The sequence below is a fragment of the Methylococcus sp. ANG genome, assembly GCF_040730495.1.
Taxonomy (GTDB): Bacteria; Pseudomonadota; Gammaproteobacteria; order Methylococcales; family Methylococcaceae; genus Methylococcus.
Window position 1 is genome coordinate 1,705,640 of record NZ_CP160399.1, and the last position, 19,044, is coordinate 1,724,683.

At 63.6% G+C, this 19,044-nt stretch carries 21 protein-coding genes; 11 read left to right on the top strand and 10 right to left on the bottom strand.

Going from position 1 to position 19,044, the window contains the following annotated elements; all coding sequences use genetic code 11:
* Positions 1-62: 62 nt before the first annotated feature.
* From ABZN20_RS08050 to rimI, 3 genes are read left to right on the top strand one after another with little or no spacing between them, the layout of a single operon-like run.
* Positions 63-1,607 (top strand): 2-isopropylmalate synthase, encoded by a 1,545-nt coding sequence (locus ABZN20_RS08050; protein WP_367027315.1) that lies wholly within the window; start codon positions 63-65, stop codon positions 1,605-1,607.
* Positions 1,600-2,334, top strand: coding sequence for a uracil-DNA glycosylase (locus ABZN20_RS08055; protein ID WP_218807415.1), 735 nt, complete (start codon positions 1,600-1,602; stop codon positions 2,332-2,334). Before ABZN20_RS08050 ends, ABZN20_RS08055 begins: the two co-directional genes overlap by 8 nt.
* A gap of 24 nt (positions 2,335-2,358) precedes the next feature.
* Entirely contained in the window at positions 2,359-2,895 is a 537-nt protein-coding gene (rimI, locus tag ABZN20_RS08060; protein ID WP_218807416.1) for a ribosomal protein S18-alanine N-acetyltransferase, read from the top strand.
* 128 nt (positions 2,896-3,023) lie between these two features.
* On the opposite strand, the gene ABZN20_RS08065 is transcribed toward rimI, so the two are convergent.
* From ABZN20_RS08065 to ABZN20_RS08075, 3 genes are all read right to left on the bottom strand, one after another.
* Positions 3,024-4,421, bottom strand: coding sequence for an ATP-binding protein (locus ABZN20_RS08065; protein WP_367027316.1), 1,398 nt, complete (start codon positions 4,419-4,421; stop codon positions 3,024-3,026).
* On the bottom strand, positions 4,408-5,124 hold the full coding sequence (locus ABZN20_RS08070) for a response regulator (RefSeq protein ID WP_367027318.1): 717 nt from the start codon (positions 5,122-5,124) through the stop codon (positions 4,408-4,410). Before ABZN20_RS08070 ends, ABZN20_RS08065 begins: the two co-directional genes overlap by 14 nt.
* A 258-nt stretch (positions 5,125-5,382) precedes the next feature.
* Positions 5,383-5,721, bottom strand: a complete 339-nt coding sequence (locus ABZN20_RS08075; RefSeq protein WP_367027319.1) for a Spy/CpxP family protein refolding chaperone — start codon at positions 5,719-5,721, stop codon at positions 5,383-5,385.
* 149 nt (positions 5,722-5,870) lie between these two features.
* Here ABZN20_RS08075 and ABZN20_RS08080 point away from each other — a divergent pair, with 149 nt between their 5' ends.
* A complete protein-coding gene (locus ABZN20_RS08080; protein ID WP_367027320.1) occupies positions 5,871-6,086 on the top strand; it encodes a hypothetical protein in 216 nt (71 codons plus the stop codon).
* Positions 6,087-6,194: 108 nt separating this feature from the next.
* Here ABZN20_RS08080 and ABZN20_RS08085 read toward each other — a convergent pair whose 3' ends face one another.
* The 5 genes from ABZN20_RS08085 to ABZN20_RS08105 all read right to left on the bottom strand — a co-directional run bounded on the left by ABZN20_RS08085 (position 6,195) and on the right by ABZN20_RS08105 (position 10,825).
* Positions 6,195-7,265, bottom strand: coding sequence for an IS630 family transposase (locus tag ABZN20_RS08085; protein WP_367027321.1), 1,071 nt, complete (start codon positions 7,263-7,265; stop codon positions 6,195-6,197).
* Between the two features lie 666 nt (positions 7,266-7,931).
* Positions 7,932-8,420: a DUF6030 family protein gene (locus tag ABZN20_RS08090; RefSeq protein WP_367027322.1), complete on the bottom strand. Its 489-nt coding sequence runs from the start codon at positions 8,418-8,420 to the stop codon at positions 7,932-7,934.
* A 91-nt stretch (positions 8,421-8,511) separates the two neighbouring features.
* A complete protein-coding gene (locus ABZN20_RS08095; protein WP_367027323.1) occupies positions 8,512-9,015 on the bottom strand; it encodes a hypothetical protein in 504 nt (167 codons plus the stop codon).
* 206 nt (positions 9,016-9,221) lie between these two features.
* The gene (locus tag ABZN20_RS08100; protein WP_367027324.1) at positions 9,222-9,740 is read right to left on the bottom strand and encodes a CAP domain-containing protein; all 519 of its coding nucleotides are present in this window, start codon (positions 9,738-9,740) and stop codon (positions 9,222-9,224) included.
* 263 nt (positions 9,741-10,003) lie between these two features.
* Positions 10,004-10,825: a class II glutamine amidotransferase gene (locus ABZN20_RS08105; RefSeq protein ID WP_367027325.1), complete on the bottom strand. Its 822-nt coding sequence runs from the start codon at positions 10,823-10,825 to the stop codon at positions 10,004-10,006.
* A gap of 238 nt (positions 10,826-11,063) precedes the next feature.
* On the opposite strand from ABZN20_RS08105, the gene ABZN20_RS08110 reads away from it, so the two are divergent.
* Together ABZN20_RS08110 and ABZN20_RS08115 are read left to right on the top strand one after the other, a co-directional pair.
* Positions 11,064-11,558 (top strand): hemerythrin domain-containing protein, encoded by a 495-nt coding sequence (locus ABZN20_RS08110; RefSeq protein WP_423246437.1) that lies wholly within the window; start codon positions 11,064-11,066, stop codon positions 11,556-11,558.
* Positions 11,559-11,624: 66 nt separating this feature from the next.
* Positions 11,625-12,200 (top strand): hypothetical protein, encoded by a 576-nt coding sequence (locus ABZN20_RS08115; protein WP_367027327.1) that lies wholly within the window; start codon positions 11,625-11,627, stop codon positions 12,198-12,200.
* Here ABZN20_RS08115 and ABZN20_RS08120 read toward each other — a convergent pair.
* On the bottom strand, positions 12,163-13,515 hold the full coding sequence (locus ABZN20_RS08120; protein WP_218806980.1) for an IS1182 family transposase: 1,353 nt from the start codon (positions 13,513-13,515) through the stop codon (positions 12,163-12,165). The two genes, ABZN20_RS08115 and ABZN20_RS08120, sit on opposite strands and share 38 nt — an antisense overlap.
* Positions 13,516-13,555: 40 nt before the next feature.
* On the opposite strand from ABZN20_RS08120, the gene ABZN20_RS08125 reads away from it, so the two are divergent.
* Positions 13,556-14,755 (top strand): hypothetical protein, encoded by a 1,200-nt coding sequence (locus ABZN20_RS08125; protein WP_367027328.1) that lies wholly within the window; start codon positions 13,556-13,558, stop codon positions 14,753-14,755.
* A gap of 38 nt (positions 14,756-14,793) precedes the next feature.
* On the opposite strand, the gene ABZN20_RS08130 is transcribed toward ABZN20_RS08125, so the two are convergent.
* A complete protein-coding gene (locus tag ABZN20_RS08130; protein WP_218807424.1) occupies positions 14,794-15,360 on the bottom strand; it encodes a YqiA/YcfP family alpha/beta fold hydrolase in 567 nt (188 codons plus the stop codon).
* Between the two features lie 93 nt (positions 15,361-15,453).
* Here ABZN20_RS08130 and ABZN20_RS08135 point away from each other — a divergent pair, with 93 nt between their 5' ends.
* The 4 genes from ABZN20_RS08135 to cobD all read left to right on the top strand — a co-directional run bounded on the left by ABZN20_RS08135 (position 15,454) and on the right by cobD (position 19,039).
* A complete protein-coding gene (locus tag ABZN20_RS08135; protein WP_367027329.1) occupies positions 15,454-16,482 on the top strand; it encodes a hypothetical protein in 1,029 nt (342 codons plus the stop codon).
* Positions 16,483-16,649: 167 nt separating this feature from the next.
* Positions 16,650-16,940, top strand: coding sequence for a hypothetical protein (locus ABZN20_RS08140; protein ID WP_367027330.1), 291 nt, complete (start codon positions 16,650-16,652; stop codon positions 16,938-16,940).
* Positions 16,941-17,118: 178 nt separating this feature from the next.
* The gene (gene cbiB, locus ABZN20_RS08145) at positions 17,119-18,060 is read left to right on the top strand and encodes an adenosylcobinamide-phosphate synthase CbiB (RefSeq protein ID WP_367027331.1); all 942 of its coding nucleotides are present in this window, start codon (positions 17,119-17,121) and stop codon (positions 18,058-18,060) included.
* Positions 18,053-19,039: a threonine-phosphate decarboxylase CobD gene (cobD, locus tag ABZN20_RS08150; RefSeq protein WP_218807427.1), complete on the top strand. Its 987-nt coding sequence runs from the start codon at positions 18,053-18,055 to the stop codon at positions 19,037-19,039. The genes cbiB and cobD overlap by 8 nt, the downstream gene beginning before the upstream one ends.
* Positions 19,040-19,044: the final 5 nt, after the last annotated feature.

Sequence of the window (19,044 nt, forward strand, 5' to 3'; positions counted from 1 at the left end):
ATTTCCGGACGCACAAAACCGGCCGTCCGCATCGAACCGGCGGCCCTGAGCGGAGTTTCGCCATGCACGACAAACTGATCATTTTCGACACCACCTTGCGCGACGGGGAGCAGAGCCCCGGCGCGTCCATGACCCGCGATGAGAAGGTCCGCATCGCCCGGGCGCTGGAGCGCCTGAAGGTCGACGTCATCGAGGCGGGCTTTCCCGCCGCCAGCCCCGGCGATTTCGAGGCCGTCCAGGCCGTCGCCCGGACCATCAAGGACAGCCGCGTGTGCGGCCTGGCCCGCGCCCTCGACCGCGACATCGACCGCGCCGGCGAAGCCCTGAAGGACGCCCAGCGCGCCCGCATCCACACCTTCATCGCTACCTCCCCCATCCACATGCGGCACAAGCTGCAGATGTCGCCCGACCAGGTGGTGGAATACGCAGTGAAGGCCGTCAAGCGCGCCCGCCAGTACACCGACGACGTGGAATTCTCGCCCGAGGACGCGGGACGCTCCGAGGAGGATTTCCTCTGCCGTATCCTGGAAGCCGTGATCGAAGCCGGCGCGACCACGCTGAACATCCCCGACACCGTGGGCTATGCTTTCCCCGAGCAGTTCGGCCGCATGATCGGCCACTTGATCGAGCGGATTCCGAACGCCGACAAGGCCGTGTTCTCGGTCCATTGCCACAACGATCTGGGGCTCGCGGTCGCCAATTCGCTGGCCGCCGTGCTGCACGGCGCGCGCCAGGTGGAATGCACCATCAACGGCCTGGGCGAGCGGGCCGGCAACGCCGCGCTGGAAGAGATCGTCATGGCGGTGCGCACCCGCAAGGACATCTTCCCCTGCCACAGCGACATCGACACCCGGGAAATCGTCGCCTGTTCCAAGCTGGTGTCCAGCATCACCGGCTTCCCGATCCAGCCCAACAAGGCCATCGTCGGCGCCAACGCCTTCGCCCACGAGTCCGGCATCCACCAGGACGGCGTGCTCAAGAGCCGGGAAACCTACGAGATCATGAGCGCCGAGGACGTGGGCTGGAGCGCCAACCGCATGGTGCTGGGCAAGCACTCCGGCCGCAACGCGTTCCGCACCCGGATGCAGGAACTCGGCATCGAATTCGCCTCGGAAGAGGAGCTGAATTCGGTGTTCCAGCGCTTCAAGGTGCTGGCCGACAAGAAGCACGAGATCTTCGACGAGGACCTCCAGGCCCTCATCACCGAAGCGGGCACCGAAGCCGAGGACGAACGGGTCAAGCTGGTCGCGTTGCGGGTCTGCTCGGAAACCGGCGAGATTCCCCACGCCCAGGTGACCATCAAGGTCGACAACGAGGAGCGCACCGGCGCATCGAGCGGCGGCGGGGCTGTGGACGCCAGCCTCAAGGCCATCGAATCGCTGCTGCACACCAACACCGCGCTGACGCTGTACTCGGTCAACAACATCACCAGCGGCACCGACGCCCAGGGCGAGGTCACCGTGCGACTCGAGAAAGGCGGGCGCATCGTCAACGGCCAGGGCGCCGACACCGACATCGTGATCGCCTCGGCCAAGGCCTATATCAACGCGGTGAACAAGCTGCTGGCGCCCATCCAGCGCACCCACCCGCAAGTCGGGGATGTCTGAGGAACCTGACCTGAAAGAGCGGCTCCGCCTCCAGTACCTGGACGCCATGGGCATCCCGGTCTGGAAGCTGCGGCGCCCGCCGGCCGAGCAGAGCGCGGAGTCGGCTCCCCCGCTGGCGGCGACCGAATGCGAACGGGAAATGCCGGTCCGGGAATCGCCCGTTTCCAAAACTCCGGCAACGGACGATTGGGACAGCCTCGCGGCGGAAGTCTCCGCCTGCACCCGTTGCGAACTGCATTGCACCCGCACCCAGACCGTGTTCGGCGTCGGCAACCGCCAGGCCACCTGGATGGTGATCGGCGAAGCCCCCGGCGAACAGGAAGACCTGCAGGGCGAACCCTTCGTCGGCCGCGCCGGCCAACTGCTCAACGAGATGCTGCGGGCCATCGGCTTGAAGCGCGAAGACGTCTACATCGCCAACATCCTCAAATGCCGCCCGCCGCGCAACCGTGACCCCAAGCCGGAAGAGGCCGCTGCCTGCGAAAGCTATCTCAAGCGCCAGATCGCGCTGATCAGGCCCCGCATCATCCTTGCCGCGGGCCGCATCGCCGCGCAGAATCTGCTGAAAACCACCGAAGCGATCGGCAAGCTGCGGGGACGGGTGCACCAGTACGAAGGCATCCCGCTGGTCATCACCTACCACCCCGCTTACCTGCTGCGCGCCCCCCTGGAGAAACGCAAGGCCTGGCAGGATCTGCTGCTGGCCCTCGAAACCCTGAACAAGTGACAAGTCCCATTATCGAGCTGAACCATGGCCAGCCTGTTCGACCAGATCAAGAAGTGGATGAGCTACGACGCCGAAACCGAGTTCTACTACAAGCACAACCCCAGCCTGGCAGAACAGGCGGAATATCTGCTGCGGCCGATGAAGAAGATCGACCTCGGGACCGTCATCGCCATCGAGAAGAGCGCCTACGAGTTTCCCTGGGAGCCGCCGACCTTCCGCGACTGCCTCAACGTGAACTACGGCTGCTTCGTCGGCGAAAAGGCCGGGCGGATCGTCAGCTACGGCATCGTCTCGGCCGGCGCCGGCGAGTCGCACATCCTCAACCTGTGCGTCGCCCCGCACATCCAGGGCAAGGGCTACGGCCGCGTCATGCTCGAACACCTGATCGAGGAAGCCAGGAGGCGCGCCGCCGAAGTCGTCTTCCTGGAAGTGCGCCCCACCAACCACAACGCCATCAAGCTCTACCGCAGCCTCGACTTCAACGAAGTCGGCACCCGCAAGGGTTACTACCCGGCGCGCAACGGCCGCGAGGACGCCCTGGTCATGGCGCGGATGCTTTAGCCGCTCCCTCTGAGCCCGGGGTGAAGGAGAGGAGCGAGGGTGCCCGACCAGCGGGTAGGGCGGAACCGTCTTTTCGGGTTCCGCCAGATGCGGCGGATCGCCTGCCGGCATCCGCCCTACGGGACTGGTCATGGCGCGGATGCTTTAGCCGACAAAGGCAGCTCCACGACGACCCGCAAACCCGGAGAGCAGTTTTCCGCCCGGACCCTACCGCCGCACATCTCGACCGCCCGCCTGGCGATGGCCAGCCCCAGCCCGCTTCCGTTCGGCGCCCGTCCCGATTCCAAAGCTTCCGGAATCCGGAAGAACGGCTCGAATATCGATGCCAGGTGCTCCTCGGGGACACCGGGGCCGCGGTCGCGCACCTCGATCACCGCGCGGCTTCCGGCCACGCACTGCCGCACTTCCACTTCCCCGGCTGCCGGCGCATGGCGTATGCCGTTGCGGACGATGTTTTCCAGCGCGCTGGCCAGCACCGGCTCGGCGGCATCGATCCAGCAGGTTTCACTGTGCGCCAGATGCACCCGCTTACCAGCGGCGCGCGCCTCGAAATCCGCATCGTCCACCAACTGCGCGAGCAGCCCCGACAATTCCAGCGGCCCGGCGCCCGCTCCTGCCGCGCCATCGTTCAGTCGCGACCACTGGAGAATCTGGCCGATCAGCCCATCGAGCCGCGAGATTTCCTGTTCGATCCGCTCGTGCTCGCCCTCCGCACCGCCGGCCCCTTTCCGGCGCGCCAGCCCGAGGGCGATGGACATCCGCGTCAAAGGCGAGCGCAGCTCGTGGGACACATCGCGCAGCAGCCGCTGCTGGGCACTGACCAGACGGTTCAGCCGCTCGGCCATCCGGTTGAAATCCTGCCCCAACTGGCCGATCTCGTCCCGCCGGGAGACCACGACGGCGGAAACCGCCGTGTCCAGTTGGCCTTCATTGATACGCCGGACCGCGGCCCGCAGCTCCCGGATCGGAGCCACCAGATAAGCGGTCAGGATGAAACACAGCGCGCCGCTCACCGCCAGCAGCACCAGAAACACCGAAGGCTCATGTGAAATCAGCCGCCACAGCTTGTGCAGCATGTGCGTGGGCTTGGACTTGACCAGATAGGCCAGGTATTCCGCACCCTCGCGCTCGAGCCGGTACGGCCCCAGCAAGACCTGCCCGTCCCGGACCGCGATGCGGTATTCCGTGGCGTCGCGGGTTTCCCGAAAGAAATCCCGCAGACTCCCCGGAGGCTCGCGCACCCCAAGCGCCCGGCCGGCCTCGTCGAAAACGTGGAGGGTATTGCGAAAACCGCGGGACGCATGCCAGGAGGTCAGCGTGTCCAGCGCCTCGAACCGGTCCCCCGGCAACCGCTCCAGCACCCGCCCCACCGTCTCCAACTCGCCGAACAGCGCCTGGCGTTCCGGCAGGATATCGGCCGGATCGACCAGCACGGAGAGCGCAAACGTCAGCGACATCATGACGCTGACCATGCTCAGCCAGAACCAGAAGAAGATTTTCCAGAACAGCCGGTTATGCCGGAACATCGTTACGGCCCGATGGCGTGTCGATGTAGAAATAGCCGGAGCCGCGCACCGTGCGGATCCGCGGGCTGCCGTCCGGCTTCTCGCCCAGCTTGCGGCGCAGATTGCTCACGTGCATGTCGATGGCGCGGTCGAAAGGCGCCAGGCGCCGGTGCAGCACGATCCGCGTCAGCTCGTCGCGCCCGACCAGCGTGCCCGGATTCTCCGCCAGCGTCTTGAGCAGCAGGAACTCCGCGGCGGTCAATTCCACCGGCACGCCGCCGCGCCGGACTTCCCGGTTCGCCGGATTGATCGACAAGTCGTCGATTTCGAGAATTCTCGTTCCCGAAGCCGGCCGCGAATCCGGATCGGTACGCCGCAGGATCGCCTTGATCCGCGCGACCAGCTCACGGTGATTGAACGGCTTGGGAAGGTAATCGTCCGCGCCGATTTCCAGGCCCACGACCCGGTCGAAATCGTCCCCGCGGGCGGTGAGCATCAGCACCGGCAGGGACGATTCCTGCCGGATGCGCTTCAGCACCTCGAAGCCGTTGAGGCGCGGCAGAGTCACGTCCAGCAGAGCCAGCCGGTACCGGCCGCTGAGCGCCGCCGCCAGACCAGCCTCGCCGTCGTGCACAGATTCCACCGCATAGCCTTCCAGGGCGAGGTACTCGCTGAGCAGCTCGCACAGCGCGGTGTCGTCGTCGATAAGCAGCAATCGGGTCATAGAGCCGGTTCGAAGTAGGGCTATCTTGAAGCTGGCGCCATTGAGAAGGGGAAAGGCCGCAAACCCTCATCCCCTACCCTAGTCATACCGGGCTATCCTGCCCGGCACCCTTCGGGTAAATGCAAATCTGCTCCGGACAGATTTGTCCCATAGGGAGAAAGGGCAGCTCCCTCTCCCTGTGGGAGAGGGCCGGGGTGAGGGAAGACGACGGTCAGCACAACATCGAGCGCCAATCCTACACCGCCGCCCTGACAGAAATCAGGGAGACGAAGACTTGGCCGGCTCCGTCTCCCAACCCCGGTGATGGCGCGCCCGGCGTTCCTCCGCCATCTTATCCAATTTCTCCCCCTGCTCCTTGCTCAAGACCGCCTTCAAGCGGCTGCGCACCTGTTCGTGCAGCGCCCGCTTCTGCTCGTGCAGCGCCTTCCGCTGCGGCTCGAATTCCTCCAGAATCTTGCGCACCTGCTCGGTCTGCTCGGGATTGAGCTTGAGCTCCTTTTTCATGTGTTCCAGGCGTTCACCGGGATCGCGCTCGGCGAAGGCGGGCTGGGCGGCTAGAGCGATGGCCAATGCAAGGATCTTGATCGCGGTTTTCATGACGGACCTCGTGAATTGAAAAGAAATGCGGACATGCGTCGGCATGTACGGGGCCAGTCTAGGCCGGAAAAGCTTGGGAAGATCGCTGGCGTGTGTAAAGATTCGGTAAGCGAGCAACCTCGTCGCTGCGTCCCGGACGAGCGCTCGGAATGTTGAATTTATCAACGCACTATGTGGAGGAAGACATCATGTCCGGATTCTTGCGCAATCTGGGGCGGCAAGTCGCACCTTTTGCCCTGGCCGTCATCGCCGCGGCCAGCACCTTATTCGTCATGATCGGCAGCCTGCTGATGGCACCGCTCATACTCGCCGGGTTCTGGCTCAACAATTACTTGATGCGGGAAGAGGGGGTTGTTGCGGGGTAGCTCAGCGAACTACCTTCGTCTCCTCCGCATCGGACCATCCAAGACCGTCTTACCCCCTTTGCCGTGCCGACGGCGATGAAACTGGGCAATGGATTGAGTTACTAGTGTTTAATTGCGTAAATTAGCGATAGTATTGCGCAGCTGGGAGCCTTTGACTTCCCGCTTGCGCCAGACGAATGGGGCGGCCTTGTCGTTGTAGGCGGCGATGAAGTCGTTGATCGCCTGCGCCAGTTGGTCGATGCTGTTGAAACTGGCCCCACGTAAGGCCTTGCGGGTCATGATGCCAAACCAGATTTCCACTTGGTTCAACCAACTGGCTGAAGTGGGCGTGAAGTGAAAGTGCACGTTGGGATGGGCGGCCAACCAGTCATCGTTCTTCTTGTGAGTGCAATAGTTGTCGAGAATCACATGAATTTCCCGATCAGCCGGAACATCGGCGACCACCTCATCGAGAAAGGCCTGAAAGTCAGGACGCTTCTTGGTCGTGGTGGTTTTGGACTGAATGGTACCGGTCGCCACATTCAAGGCCGCAAAAAGATTGATCGTGCCATGGCGCTTATAGGTGCTTTTCAATCCACGAACCAGCTTGCCGCTGCTGGTAAAGACGAAACCGCTGGCCCTTTCCAGCGCCTGAATGGAAGGCTTTTCATCAACGGAAATGACCAACGCATTTTGCGGCGGATTCAGGTACAGCCCGATAATGTCGGCCGACTTGATGGCAAACTGAGGGTCCGTGCTGACGCACCACGAGCGATGCCGCTGGAGTTGGATGCCTTCTTTGCGCAACAGACGCCAGACGGCATCATCGGAAACCCCCAAGGCTTTCGACAACGACCCGCCATCCCACGTCGCCTGTCCGGCCGGCGGCGGCTGTTCAATCTGCGCAAGCAATCGATTGCGCAACTCGGACGGCGGGTACCGCGGAGGCTTGCCCGGTCTTTTTCGATCACCCAGCCCTTTCAATCCTTCAGCCGCAAAGCGCCTGCGCCAGACACCGACCGTGCCGGGCCGGATACCGAGTTCAGCAGCAATTTCGTCATTGCGCTTGCCCGCCAGACAGCCCATGACAATCTTGGTGCGTTCGACCAGACGAGCCTCCTCGGTGCGGCTATTGCTCAAACGCTCCAACTCACGCCGGTCTTGGTCCGTACAACTCACCGATATGGCAACTCGCGCCATCCTTCCCTCCGTTCCTGTGGGTAACGGAGACATGATATTACAGTCGCTTAATAATGCAATTAGACACTAGAACTGGCGTAACGTTGCTGTTCCGCCGCGCGGGCCGAAACGCGGCGGTTCGCGTCTCCCAATCCGCTCCGTAACCCGTGTCCGCTCTAACGGCTTGTGGGCCTCATCAACTCGGCAGGGCACACGACCCACGTGCATACCGGGATATTGCTCCAACAGGGGACGCAGTACCTCATCGTCCCGCCCGACGAGCGCCACTGACTTCACAGACCGCGGCTCGAATCGCTGCATGAGCTGGACCGAGAAGAACGCTTGCCCCATCAAGTACATTCCCCATCGACCCATCTTGGTCTGAGTAACGACGATGTCCTGACCCTTGATCTCCACCTCGGCCTGACGGGCGATCCGAAGCTCGCCTCCCTTAATGAGAACACCGTCGAGGAGACGGGTACCCCAAGATCGTGAACCGGATACGGCGCAAAATTCTTCAATGAGCGTGCCCCCGACTTGTTGCCAGTACCAGCGAGTCATGGGCGTTTCCGACTTGCTCATCGGTAGCAACAGTACAGCCTAACACCACGCTTCAGACGTGGCCCTGCTGTAGGGGACCGCAGCCCCAGAGGCAGGGACGTTGGTTGGAAGCGACGGTAGCCATCGTTACTTGAAGAGCACCTTGATCTCATAACCTTTGCCAGTGGGCCAATCTACGCGGATCACTTCAATGGTTGCGGGCCCGGCAACTTTTGATGCCTTTGTGCCGTTTGAGATTGCGGTGGCAATTTCTTTCGGAAGTTCAACGCCCGTGATCTTGAAACTCAATGTTTCAGCCACCTTCAACAGTTCTTTGTGCGCGAAGGCCGCTGAGCTCTTATTGTTGATATTTATGACGAGCTTCGCTCTATTGACCGTGGTAGGACCACCCTCGACGTAATAGGCAAGGTTGTTTGCTAAACGTGCGCCAGCGCCAAGCTCCTTGTAGGGCGAGGAGCAGCCGAACTCGTTGTCGTATTGGTTTTTCCATCCCCGCGTAGCTAAGCCGATACTGCTGAGGTGATTGCAAACCTGGGATGGATCGGATGACAACAACGCAGCATTTGTCGGTGCTGAAAGCGCCAAGAACATGAAAGCTGTGATGCAGGACCGCATAGACATTTCTCCGAGAGGACGTTTGAATTCACCGGCCTGCGCGGCTTTTCGCGCAGTTCCGGTGGAATGATGAGTTGGGCACCAGAGGGCTCTATGGTTTGAAAGCATCGGCGTTTGCAACCTTTCCACGAAGCATTTGCTGCCACAACTCGGTGCGGCGCTTCTCAGGAAGTTTTTTCCATGGAAGAAGAACGATCCCGGCTTGACGATAATTTCCTTTCCCGCGCATGGCGGCGTAGTTTTCGGCGCGAGTGACTATGTGAACATGCTCGAACTCGACGAGTGTTTTGATAAATGCACCGGGGTCGTTCAGTTGCTCAGCTCGGTGATGCTCAACAAGCGCGGTAAGCGTGGTTTGAATGCGTTTGAAATGCTCAAGCATTAGCGGACTATCGCTTCCTTTGGCCGCACTCTCGGAGACTTTTCCAGAAAATCGCCGCAGTTTGCGTTTCACTGCTTCGGCCATGATGTGGGTATACCAAGCACGAGCGCGCCCAGGCGTGACATTGGGGCGCGCCGAAAGCCACATTACTTCCTCATAGATTGACTTGAGCGCTGAATGAAGCTGCGGATCAAGGTCAAGCGGCGAGTTCATTCTGGTGCCCAACGCCAACGTTCAGCGCCACCCTGCAAAACCAGAAAACACCAAGTTGCTTCGTGGCGCGGGTGCGCTGGAACGGTTCGTTAGGCCAGTTTGTTGGCTGAGGTTACAAAATCGTAGGCTGGGGTGACGAAGGGCCCCAAACATAATGCCCCCGGTCCGAGAATGTTGGGGTTCGTACCTCACCCCAACCCACGGCCCTAATGGACGGCGAAATCCACCACTGCGATCCACTGGGTACCGCCGGGATAGAGTAGGCCGATACCGGCTTCCTTGTAGTCGCAGTTTTCGATCTGTTCCCGGTGACCCTGGCTGTTCATCCACCAGTCGATCGTGGCCTGCTCAGTGTTGCCGGGCGGGCCGGGAGCCCAGTAGATGATTTCACCCCAGCGCGAGACCGGGGCGTACCCTGCGGCGGCGATGCGCAACCCGCCGTTGGATCCGTCGGTGCCTGTGTGGATGTCGGCCAACGGCGGGTTGGTTCCTGGTGGACCGAAATGTTGCGGGTGGTCACGGATGTCGACTGCATGCCGGTCCGCCGCCACGCGGAGCTGATCGTTGCCGGACACCTTCCCACAGCCGTGAGCGACGCGTTTGTCGTTGATCAGGTCTAGCAACTTCTGGCCTGGAACACTCGATGTGCCCGTGCCTGGACATGCGGTAAGCACAGCGCTCGAGGCCGCGGCGATAACGAGCGCCATAAGGATTCTACGTTTCATGATGCGATCCTTCTCCGAAGAATAGGAAATTCAATGGGCTTAACAAGTGATTGAATAGATCTGCTTATCTTCCCGCTCAGAAGAATAGTAAGCGTCCCATTCAAGTAACACGGGGGCTACGGATACACGAGCTGATTGCAACCCCGAATCAGCAAACCAGCAGTAGCAAACGCCGCCAAGACCCTACTATATTGGTTCTTCTCGATCGTATCTGCCAATAGCTGAAATATTGGCATTACCCCACGCTGGGATTTCTCTTCATATTAATCCAAGGCAACAATATCCTCAACATGCACCCGCATATCGGGAGTAATCTCATACACGGAACCCTCTGGAATCTCCCTCCAGGCTTCGTGCGAAAGCGGCTCGGAAGCGACGACCACGGCGAAGTAGGGATTTCCCGGCGTGTGGTCGATGTGGGGAAAACCGCAGATTTCGCAGTCGAGCAGGCCTTCGCGTTCGACGTAGTAGAGCGTCCGGCCCAGGCGCGTGCCGACCAGCCGTTGTCCGTCGGTGAGCAGGACGTTGAGTCCGAGCCCGCGGTGGGAGGGGAACTCCTCGCACCAGGCCATGATCCGCCGAGCGCCGTCGCGCACGATCTCGAGCAGCGGGCGGGCCGGTGCCGCCTCGTACATGCTGAGGAGGAGATGGAAGATGTGCTCGCTGTCGGTGGAGCCGCCGATCGCCGCCCGGTGCTCCGCCGTCATCGCCTCGAGCATGGGGTTTCTGATCTCGGAAAACCGGGGGATGGTCCCGTTGTGCGCGAAGGTCCAGCAGCCGTGCGTGAAAGGATGGGTGTTCTCGAGCAGCGGCCGGCCGACGGTGGCGTGGCGCACATGGGCGATGACGGTGGAGGCGCGGACGCTCGCCGCGGCGCGTCGGAACTGCTCGCTGTGGTAGGCCGCCCAGGCTTGCCGCTCCACGTGCGGGAGGCGGTCCTGGTAGGTCGCCACGCCCCAGCCGTGGCCGTGGCGCAGCCCCTCCCGGTCACGCCGGCTCTGGACCATCAGCGCGTTCTGGGCATGCACCAGGGCGCATTCGACCTTGGTCGGTTCGGTGGCACGGAAGCCGTACAGCCTGCACATATTGCGGTTTGCCTGCTTGGAAACGGATACGTAGACTAAGAGTCTGCCTTGAAAAAGAAAATGGAGGATAGTAGGGCGGATAAGCGAAGCGCATCCGCCAAATTCGGCTCCGCCGCTCTTCGAGTCGGCGTTGCGGTGGATGCGCTTCGCTTATCCACCCTACCTGAGCGGAGAATTTTCCTGATTTCAACCGATTAACTTCGCTTGAATAGATTTTTCAAGACAGGTTCTAAATCCTATGGAAAACCGTCCGTCGCCTCCAGAGCATAACTTATTCGACGCGTTCCGCGAGGACCACGCCGTGCTCGGACGGGGCTTTCACGAGCTTTCGCAGTGCCTCCGTGGCAACGATGCCGCCGGCGCGCGCGAAGCCGCCGAGCGGATCGACACGGCTGCCGGTGCTCACATCGCGTTCGAGGAAAAACACTTCTATCCCGCCTTGGCGCGGATGCTCGGCGCGCCGGAAGTGCGCCGCATGTACTCGGAGCACGGCAAGGGGCTCGCGGCCGTCCGGGCCTTGCTGGAGCGCGATCCGGGGGCGCCGCTTCCGGAAGACGAGCGCCGCAGGCTGATGGGGCTGTCCCAGGCCATGGAAGCCCATATCGCCGAGTGCGGGGAGATGTTCCAGGCGATGGGGCGGCTTTCCGAGGCGAAGCAGGCCGCGCTGTACCGGCAGTTGACGGTTTGGCGCGAAAAGCATCCGCGCTGGACCGGCCTGCCTACGTCCGGCTGAAGCCGAGCCTTTGCCCCGATGGCCGCGACGACGAGGTGCCCCTGCCCCGCTTCGACGCGGCCGTCCTTGCCGATCGTCGAGTTCCCCGGCGTCGGCCTCGATGCCGCCCAGGGCAAGCGCATTGCAGCCATTGCCAAGCGCATGCTCGCCAACGAGCCGATGCTGGCCTCGACCCAGATGTTCGGCGACAAGGTCTCCACCGGCGTCGACGACGCTCCCGCGCTGTTTTTCGAAGACCACGCCGAGATCGCCCTCTACTCCCAGCCAGGAGGAGATCTCGCACTGCAATACCGCATACTGATGCTGGCGGGGGACGGGGACATGGTCCTCATCAGCGGGCCGCGCAGCGAGGACTTCGAGGCGTATTGCCGCCACACGCTGGGACTCGGCGGCGTCACCGTGCTCGGCGTTCCCTCGTCATCGGCCCTAGGAGTCTGTCGGACTATGGATTTACTCGGGTCGGGATTCTTGGAATCGAGAATTTTTCGGGGGCATTGGCGGGGTAGTCACCAGCGTTTCGCGTCGATAACTAGACCAAGATGTGCCCCGCCTCCCCCATGGCGGCGCTATTGGTGTGTAACGCTTGGTTTTTACGTGAAGCCTGTCACGCTGCCGCCAACACGTGCATCCGCCTCAGATTGAACGCCATCGCCACCAGCTTCCATTCTCCGGCCACTGCCTCCAAGCCGCGCAGAGAGAACTGGCGGAATCCCAAGACCTGTTTGATGATGCCGAACACCGGCTCCACCGTGGATTTGCGCTTGGCGTAGCGGGCCTTCCCTGCCTTCGTTTTGAGTTTCCAGGCCATCTTCTCCACGGGATCGGTGGTTTCCGGTTCCGGGGCATCCGGAGCCAGGCGTTCCGCCAGCGGCACGTGATGGCTGTCCCGTCCCATCGCGATCAGCGGTTCGATCTGCTGTTCGCAGCAGGCGTGCACGTTGCCGGCGCTGAAGTAGCCCGTGTCGGCCAGCAGGGCTTCGGGCTTCCCCCAGGCTTCCGGCAGCTTCTCGATCTCGGCCAGCATCGGTTCGACCTGCTGCTTGTCGTTGGTCTGCTGACTGACGGTGGTGGCGACGATCAACATCGTCTCCACATCCACCGCAGCCTGGCTGTTATAGCCCTGGAGGAAACCCGCGTGGCTCGGCATGATGCGGGATTCCTCGTCGGTCAGATTGATCTGGTCGCTGGCCTTCGGCCCGGTTTCCGGCGGCTTCGGCTCCTGCCCACGTGGCTTCTTGCCCGCCTGCCGCTGGCCTTCGCGACGGGCTACCTTGGCTTCATAGTCCTGCTGCGCCCGGGCATCGCGCTCCGCGACCCGCTCCACGATCTTGGCCTTCGCCTCCGCCAGGGCCTTCAGCCGATCCTGCCGCCGCGCCAACTCCTCTGGCAGGTCGATGCCGTCCGGCTCCTCCGCCCCGTCGGCCTCCGCCGCCTTCTGCAACAAGGCCTGCACCTCCTCCCGCAACTGCGCTTCCAACTTCTCGATGTGGCCATGAGACAAGGCCTTGTGCTTGGAGGCGTTGGCCTTAATCTTGGTCCCGTCCAGGGAAATCTGCCCGAGCCTCACCAGCTTCATCGCCTGCGCCAGGCTCAAGACCTGAACGAACAGGTCCTCCAGCTCCCCCAGAAAGGTCTTGCGAAAGTGGGCCAGGGTGTCATGATCGGGATGGGTTTCCGCCGACAGAAAGCGGAAGGCCACCGAATCGTAGGTGGCCCGCTCAATCTTGCGGCTGGAGAACACCCCGGTGGCATAACCATAAACCAGCAGGGCCAGTAGTACCGACGGATGGTGCGCCGCCGACCCGCGCCCCGAGTAGCGGCTCGTCAGTCGACTTAAATCCAGCTGATCGATGACCTCGACGAGGAACCGTGCCAGGTGGTTGGCTGGCAGCCATTCGTCAACCGAGGGCGGTAGCAGATACTGCTGGTGGCGATTGACGGGGATGAAGCGGCTCATCGGGTCTCACCTTGTCGCGATCTATCCGGAATAGGCCGCTATGTTAACGGAAACAGCGGACTTCCGCCCCTCCAATCCGGTTCGAACCAGAACCGGAAAGTCCGACAGACTCCTAGGCCTTGCCACCCTCCCCGAACGTTGCGCCGCCACTCCGGCCGCGCTGGAACCCATCATCGACACGGCGCGGAAGCACTGCCGGTTGAACCTGATCCCTTACATCGGCACCCGCCAGGCATGGCGGTTCGCGGGCCTGATCGCGGAGCGTACGGGAGCCCGCGTCCGGGTTGCCGCGCCGCCGCCGCTTCTCACGCACCGGGTGAACGACAAGCTCTGGTTCGCCCAATGCGTCAAGGAACTGCTCGGTCCCGAGGCGCTGCCGCCGAGCTACTGCACGTTCGGGCCGGCCAGTCTTTCCGGGCGCTTGGCGGCGCTCGCGCGGCGCTTCGAGCGGATCGTGATCAAGATACCGGACAGCGCCGGCGGCGCCGGCAATCTGATTTTTCCTTCGGAGCTGATCCGGCGGCTGCCGCCTGAAGCGCTGAGCCGCCGGGTGTTGCGCCTGCTGGCCCGGCGCGGCTGGAGCGGCGGCTTTCCGCTGCTGGTCGGGGCCTGGGATTGCAAGGTCCTCGCCAGCCCTTCCGTCCAGATATGGATTCCCTCCCGCGACGATTCGCTCCCCGTGGTCGAAGGGGTATTCGACCAGGCCATAGGCGACGAGGAAGGAACTTTCGTCGGCGCCATGCCGTGCGAGCTGCCCGATGCCCTGCGCTTCCGCCTGGCCGGCGAGGCGCTGCAGCTCGCGTGCCTGTTCCAGCAGATGGGCTACTTCGGGCGCTGCAGCTTCGACGCCGTGGTAGCCGGCAACACCGTGGCCACGGCCCGGCCGCACTGGATCGAATGCAACGGACGCTGGGGCGGAACGTCGATCCCGATGACGCTGGCCAACCGCCTGCTCGGCGACTGGAAGCGGCGGGCACTGTTGATCATCCAACGCACCGACTTGAGGAACGCCCCTTGCGACCTGCCGGCGGCGCTCGATCGCTTAGGGCCGCTCGCTTTCCGCGACAGAGGCGACGAGGGTATCGTCATCCTCACGCCGGGCGGGCTGGAGACCGGGAGCGGCGTGCATTTCATGTCGCTCGCAAGGAGCCGGGACGAGGCGCATCGGCAAGCCCGCGCCGCCGAATCGCTGCTGCGGGGCGAACCCGCGGAGGGGCAAGCGGGTTCCCAGGCCAGGTAGGCGCCGTCGGCGCGACCGGGTGCCCGGCAAGGCGGAGTTCAAGGCGTGAGCGAGAAGTCGATGATCGCGTCCAGATAGTCGGCAAAATGGCGGAAGCTGTGGTCCCCACCCTCGATGACGGTCTGGCGGGCACCCGCGTATTTCTCGACGGCTTCGCGGTAATCGAGCACTTCGTCGCCGGTTTCCACCATCAGCCAGAACCGCTCGGGCCGGCTGAGCCGCGGCACCTCGAGCTCCGCCAGCTCGGCCAGGTGCCATTCGGTGAACTCGAAAGGCTCGCCGGTGTAGAGATTCCGCTGCGGCCCCACCGCCGGAGCCAGGCTTTGATAGGCGAAAGCGGCGGGATTGATCAGCACCGCGCGCAGGTCGTGCTTCTCGGCCAGATAGGCGGCGTAGTAGCCGCCCAGCGAACTTCCCACGAGAGCGGGAGGCGTCGGGCACTTCGCCAGGACTCCCTCGACGAACTCGATGGCCTGGCGCGGACCGGCCGGAAGCTGTTCGCACCAGAACCGGTCCGACATGGCGCGCTCGGCCATGCGCTGTCCGAGGAGACGCGCCTTCTCCGATCGAGGCGACGAACAAAAACCGTGCAGATAGATGATCATGGCTTACATTATGGTGATACGCGGAAAACGGGTTCGGATTCCACAGGCGTAAAACCCGGACCGCCATCGCCGATTCTACAGGAGGCTGTTTTCGTGCTGCGATTCCTGAGTTCCCTGTTCACCCCAACGGCTGCGGAAGACGAAAGCCCCGACCGGGACTTGATCGATGCTGCCATCGAACGGGCGGTCGACGGCACCGACCGCCGCCTGCGTGCCCTGGGCGACTACCGGCGGCGGCTGCGCGAGCCCGTCGAGCGCGCGGTCGATCATGTCATCGCCCTGGTCGACGCCATGCCGGCGCCGGCGGAGATCAGCGCGCAGAGCTTCGGCGCCGATCCACGCATCCGGGCGTTCTTCAGCTCGGTCGACCACCTCCACGGCGTGCTCGGCAAGCTCAAGGACGTCCGGGAGTACCGACGGCATTGCGCGGAAATACCGGCCGACGAAATCTTCGGACTGCTGGTGATGCAGAAGGAGGAGCGCACGGTGCTGGGCATGGAACTGGAGGGAGACGCCGTCCGCAAGGACGTGGTCCAGGTGGCGGTCAGCTTCTCCCATCACCGCTACATCGCCCCGACCTCCTCCGAAAAGGGGACCCGGTGGGAACTGAAAAAGCGCGCCTTCGACTTCCTGATCGAACGGGCCCTGGAACGGCTTGCCCAGGAAACCCGGAAAAGAGTGGAATTGGAACACCAGCGCTGCCTGCTCCGGCGAAAGCTCGATGCTCTGCGGGCGGGCAACTGGGGCCTCGGGTCCGCCCTGGCCGACAACGGACACAACGGAGCGGACGTCGACGTGCTGGAAGCCGAGATCGAGTCGATCGACGCCGAACTGGGGCAATTCGGGACGAACTCCCTCGGCCTCGACCAAAGCCTCGACTGCATCGCCGGCGTTCTGGGCCGACCGAAGGAATGGCTCGATACCCGGCCGGTCGCCCTGCGGTTGGATTACCGCGGGATCAAGCTCGCGGATTCGGGTCCACCGGCGGCCGGCGAACTCCAACTCACGGAGCTGTTCTCCGCGACCGGCGCGCGGAGAATCATCCTGCCCGGACGCATCCCCAAAGGGGAAATCCCCGACCGCCCCGACGTGGTGAAAGAACTCTCGCGCTACCTGGGATGAAGCCGGTTTCCACGTTCTCCGTGAAACAGGATTCGGCGGGTCGGAGATTCGCCTTGCCTCGGGCGCGCGCCCGCCGGAAAATCCGAGCGCACCGAAGCGCCTGAAGCCTGCCGCCCGATGGGCCCGCGGCGATCCAGGCATCCATTCTCTAATTCAGGAGGGAGGACATGACCGAAGTATCCAAAGACACCGGCATCGCGATGGTGCTGTTGGAGCGGCTGAGGACGCAGAGGCTTCCGAGGGCTTTCGCGCTGAAGGAAAAGGTCGACCGGGGTGAACGGCTGGATGAAGGCGATTTGGCGTTCCTCCACGAAGTGTTCGAAACCGCGGAACAAATCAAGCCGATGGTCGACCGGCACCCGGAGTACCAGGATATCTATGCCAGCGCTCTACATCTGTACAAGGAAATTACGGAAAAAGCTCTCGCTAATGAAAAAATCGGGCCTTCGACCGGCTGACACAGCGGGATGCCGGTAAGGGAAGGCATATCCTGGCGGCCCGGAAGGCGTGGAAGACGCCGGTAAATCAAACTGCCCGGCATTTCCCTGGCCCCAGTCCTCTTCCCGAGGGAGGACGGATAGGGAAACACCTTCTCTTCAGAATTCCAACCCGACCGCTCCACCTGAACGATGAACCATGGAATCCAGCCCGGAAAAAGCTGCTGAGTTGTTCCTCATACCCGTGGCCATCGTCATCGACCACTTCCTGGGCGAGCCGCGCAATTGTCATCCCCTCGTGGGATTTGGCCGCCTGGCCAACCGGATGGAAACGATCACCTATGGCCCGCCCCGCTGTTCGGCCAACGCGCGGCGGATGCGGGGAATCGCAGCCGTGGCCGGTCTGCTGTTACCGGCCTGGCTGGTGTCCCTCCCGATGGCGGGCGATGGCGCAATCGGAGCCACCGTCGCCGTCGCCGGCCTTTACCTGGCGTTGGGCGCCCGGAGCCTTTTCGAGCATGCCGAGGCCGTCCGGGACGCTCTGCTGAGCAACGATCTGGGAAGCGCGCGGCGGGCGGTTGGCCGTATCGTCAGCCGCGACGTCCTGGCCATGGACGAAAGACGGGTAGCCGCCGCCACCGTCGAATCGGTGCTCGAGAACGGTTGCGATGCGGTGTTCGGTGCACTGTTCTGGTATGCGGCCGGCGGGCTGCCGGGGGTGGTCGTCTACCGCCTGGCCAACACCCTGGACGCCATGTGGGGATACCGCAACGAACGCTATCGGGATTTCGGCTGGGCAGCGGCCAGGCTGGATGACGTACTCAACTACTTTCCGGCCCGGCTCACGGCCGTGAGCTATGCGCTGTGCGGCCACCTGCCCACGGCCTTGCGAGCCTGGCGGCATCAGGGCCGGTACTGGAAAAGCCCCAACGCCGGCCCGGTCATGGCGGCCGGGGGCGGGGCGCTGGGCATCGCGCTCGGAGGCCCGGCCAGCTACCACGGCAGCCTGACACACCGGCCCGCGCTGGGTTACGGGCGGCCCGCCGAAACGTGCGACATCGGGCGCGCCATCTCCCTCGTCCGGCGCTCCTTGGCGCTTTGGCTCGTGGTCGCCGTCATCGGAGGAATCGCCCTTGCTTGAGCACGGCGGACGTTTGCGGAAAGCGGCCCGCGCCACGGGCACCCGCCCGGAAGACTGGCTGGACTTGTCCACCGGCATCAGCCCCCATCCCTGGCCGCTTCTCGAAATCCCGCCGGACTGCTGGACCCGGCTGCCGGAAGACGAGGATGGCCTGGCTGAAACGGCTGCGGCCTGTTATGGCGCCCCGGACCTGCTGCCGGTGGCCGGCACGCAAGCCGCCATCCAGCTCCTGCCCCGCCTTCGGCCGCCGGGCCGCGTGGCCGTGCTGAGTCCGGCCTATGCCGAGCACGCGCATGGCTGGCGGCAGTACGGACACGAGGTCCACGAAGTGGGGCTCGGCACCGTGGAAGCGCAGATCGAGCGGTTCGACGTGGTAGTGGTGGTCAACCCCAACAACCCGACCGGGGAGTACCGCGCCATCGAGCGTCTGAAAGGATGGCATGCCGCCCTGCAGGAGCGAAGCGGCTGGCTGGTGGTGGATGAAGCCTTCATGGACCCGACACCGGACGGAAGCATGGCCGCCGAGACGAAGGAGGCGGGGCTGATCGTGCTGCGTTCCTTCGGCAAGTTTTTCGGCTGTCCCGGCGCCCGGCTCGGCTTCGTCGCCGCCCGGCCCGCATTGCTCGAAGCTTTGCGTGACATCGCCGGCCCGTGGGCCGTATCGGGACCGGCGCGCTGGCTCGGGCAACGGGCCTTGGCCGATTCCGCCTGGCGGGCCGAGGCCCGCCGCAAGCTCCTCCGGGACGGCCAGAGGCTGGCGGCGCTCCTGACCCGGCACGGCCTGACGCCGGACGGGGGCACTCCGCTGTTCCAATGGCTGCGGACCGATGACGCCGGGCGGCTCGACGAGCACCTCAGGCACCACCTCATTCTGCCGCGCCGGTTCGAGCATCCTCCCAGCCTGCGCTTCGGCCTGCCGGCGACGGAAAGCGGCTGGGAACGGCTTGACCGTGCGCTGTCGGCATGGCCCGGCGCCTAGCGGCA

Bases quoted from the DNA above. Each gene is read 5' to 3' on its own strand.
- ABZN20_RS08050 (WP_367027315.1), top strand. From the start codon at position 63: ATGCACGACAAACTGATCATTTTCGACACCACCTTGCGCGACGGGGAG.
- ABZN20_RS08055 (WP_218807415.1), top strand. From the start codon at position 1,600: ATGTCTGAGGAACCTGACCTGAAAGAGCGGCTCCGCCTCCAGTACCTG.
- rimI (WP_218807416.1), top strand. From the start codon at position 2,359: ATGGCCAGCCTGTTCGACCAGATCAAGAAGTGGATGAGCTACGACGCC.
- ABZN20_RS08065 (WP_367027316.1), bottom strand. From the start codon at position 4,421: ATGTTCCGGCATAACCGGCTGTTCTGGAAAATCTTCTTCTGGTTCTGG.
- ABZN20_RS08070 (WP_367027318.1), bottom strand. From the start codon at position 5,124: ATGACCCGATTGCTGCTTATCGACGACGACACCGCGCTGTGCGAGCTG.
- ABZN20_RS08075 (WP_367027319.1), bottom strand. From the start codon at position 5,721: ATGAAAACCGCGATCAAGATCCTTGCATTGGCCATCGCTCTAGCCGCC.
- ABZN20_RS08080 (WP_367027320.1), top strand. From the start codon at position 5,871: ATGTTGAATTTATCAACGCACTATGTGGAGGAAGACATCATGTCCGGA.
- ABZN20_RS08085 (WP_367027321.1), bottom strand. From the start codon at position 7,265: ATGGCGCGAGTTGCCATATCGGTGAGTTGTACGGACCAAGACCGGCGT.
- ABZN20_RS08090 (WP_367027322.1), bottom strand. From the start codon at position 8,420: ATGCGGTCCTGCATCACAGCTTTCATGTTCTTGGCGCTTTCAGCACCG.
- ABZN20_RS08095 (WP_367027323.1), bottom strand. From the start codon at position 9,015: ATGAACTCGCCGCTTGACCTTGATCCGCAGCTTCATTCAGCGCTCAAG.
- ABZN20_RS08100 (WP_367027324.1), bottom strand. From the start codon at position 9,740: ATGAAACGTAGAATCCTTATGGCGCTCGTTATCGCCGCGGCCTCGAGC.
- ABZN20_RS08105 (WP_367027325.1), bottom strand. From the start codon at position 10,825: ATGTGCAGGCTGTACGGCTTCCGTGCCACCGAACCGACCAAGGTCGAA.
- ABZN20_RS08110 (WP_423246437.1), top strand. From the start codon at position 11,064: ATGGAAAACCGTCCGTCGCCTCCAGAGCATAACTTATTCGACGCGTTC.
- ABZN20_RS08120 (WP_218806980.1), bottom strand. From the start codon at position 13,515: ATGAGCCGCTTCATCCCCGTCAATCGCCACCAGCAGTATCTGCTACCG.
- ABZN20_RS08125 (WP_367027328.1), top strand. From the start codon at position 13,556: ATGTTAACGGAAACAGCGGACTTCCGCCCCTCCAATCCGGTTCGAACC.
- ABZN20_RS08130 (WP_218807424.1), bottom strand. From the start codon at position 15,360: ATGATCATCTATCTGCACGGTTTTTGTTCGTCGCCTCGATCGGAGAAG.
- ABZN20_RS08140 (WP_367027330.1), top strand. From the start codon at position 16,650: ATGACCGAAGTATCCAAAGACACCGGCATCGCGATGGTGCTGTTGGAG.
- cbiB (WP_367027331.1), top strand. From the start codon at position 17,119: ATGGAATCCAGCCCGGAAAAAGCTGCTGAGTTGTTCCTCATACCCGTG.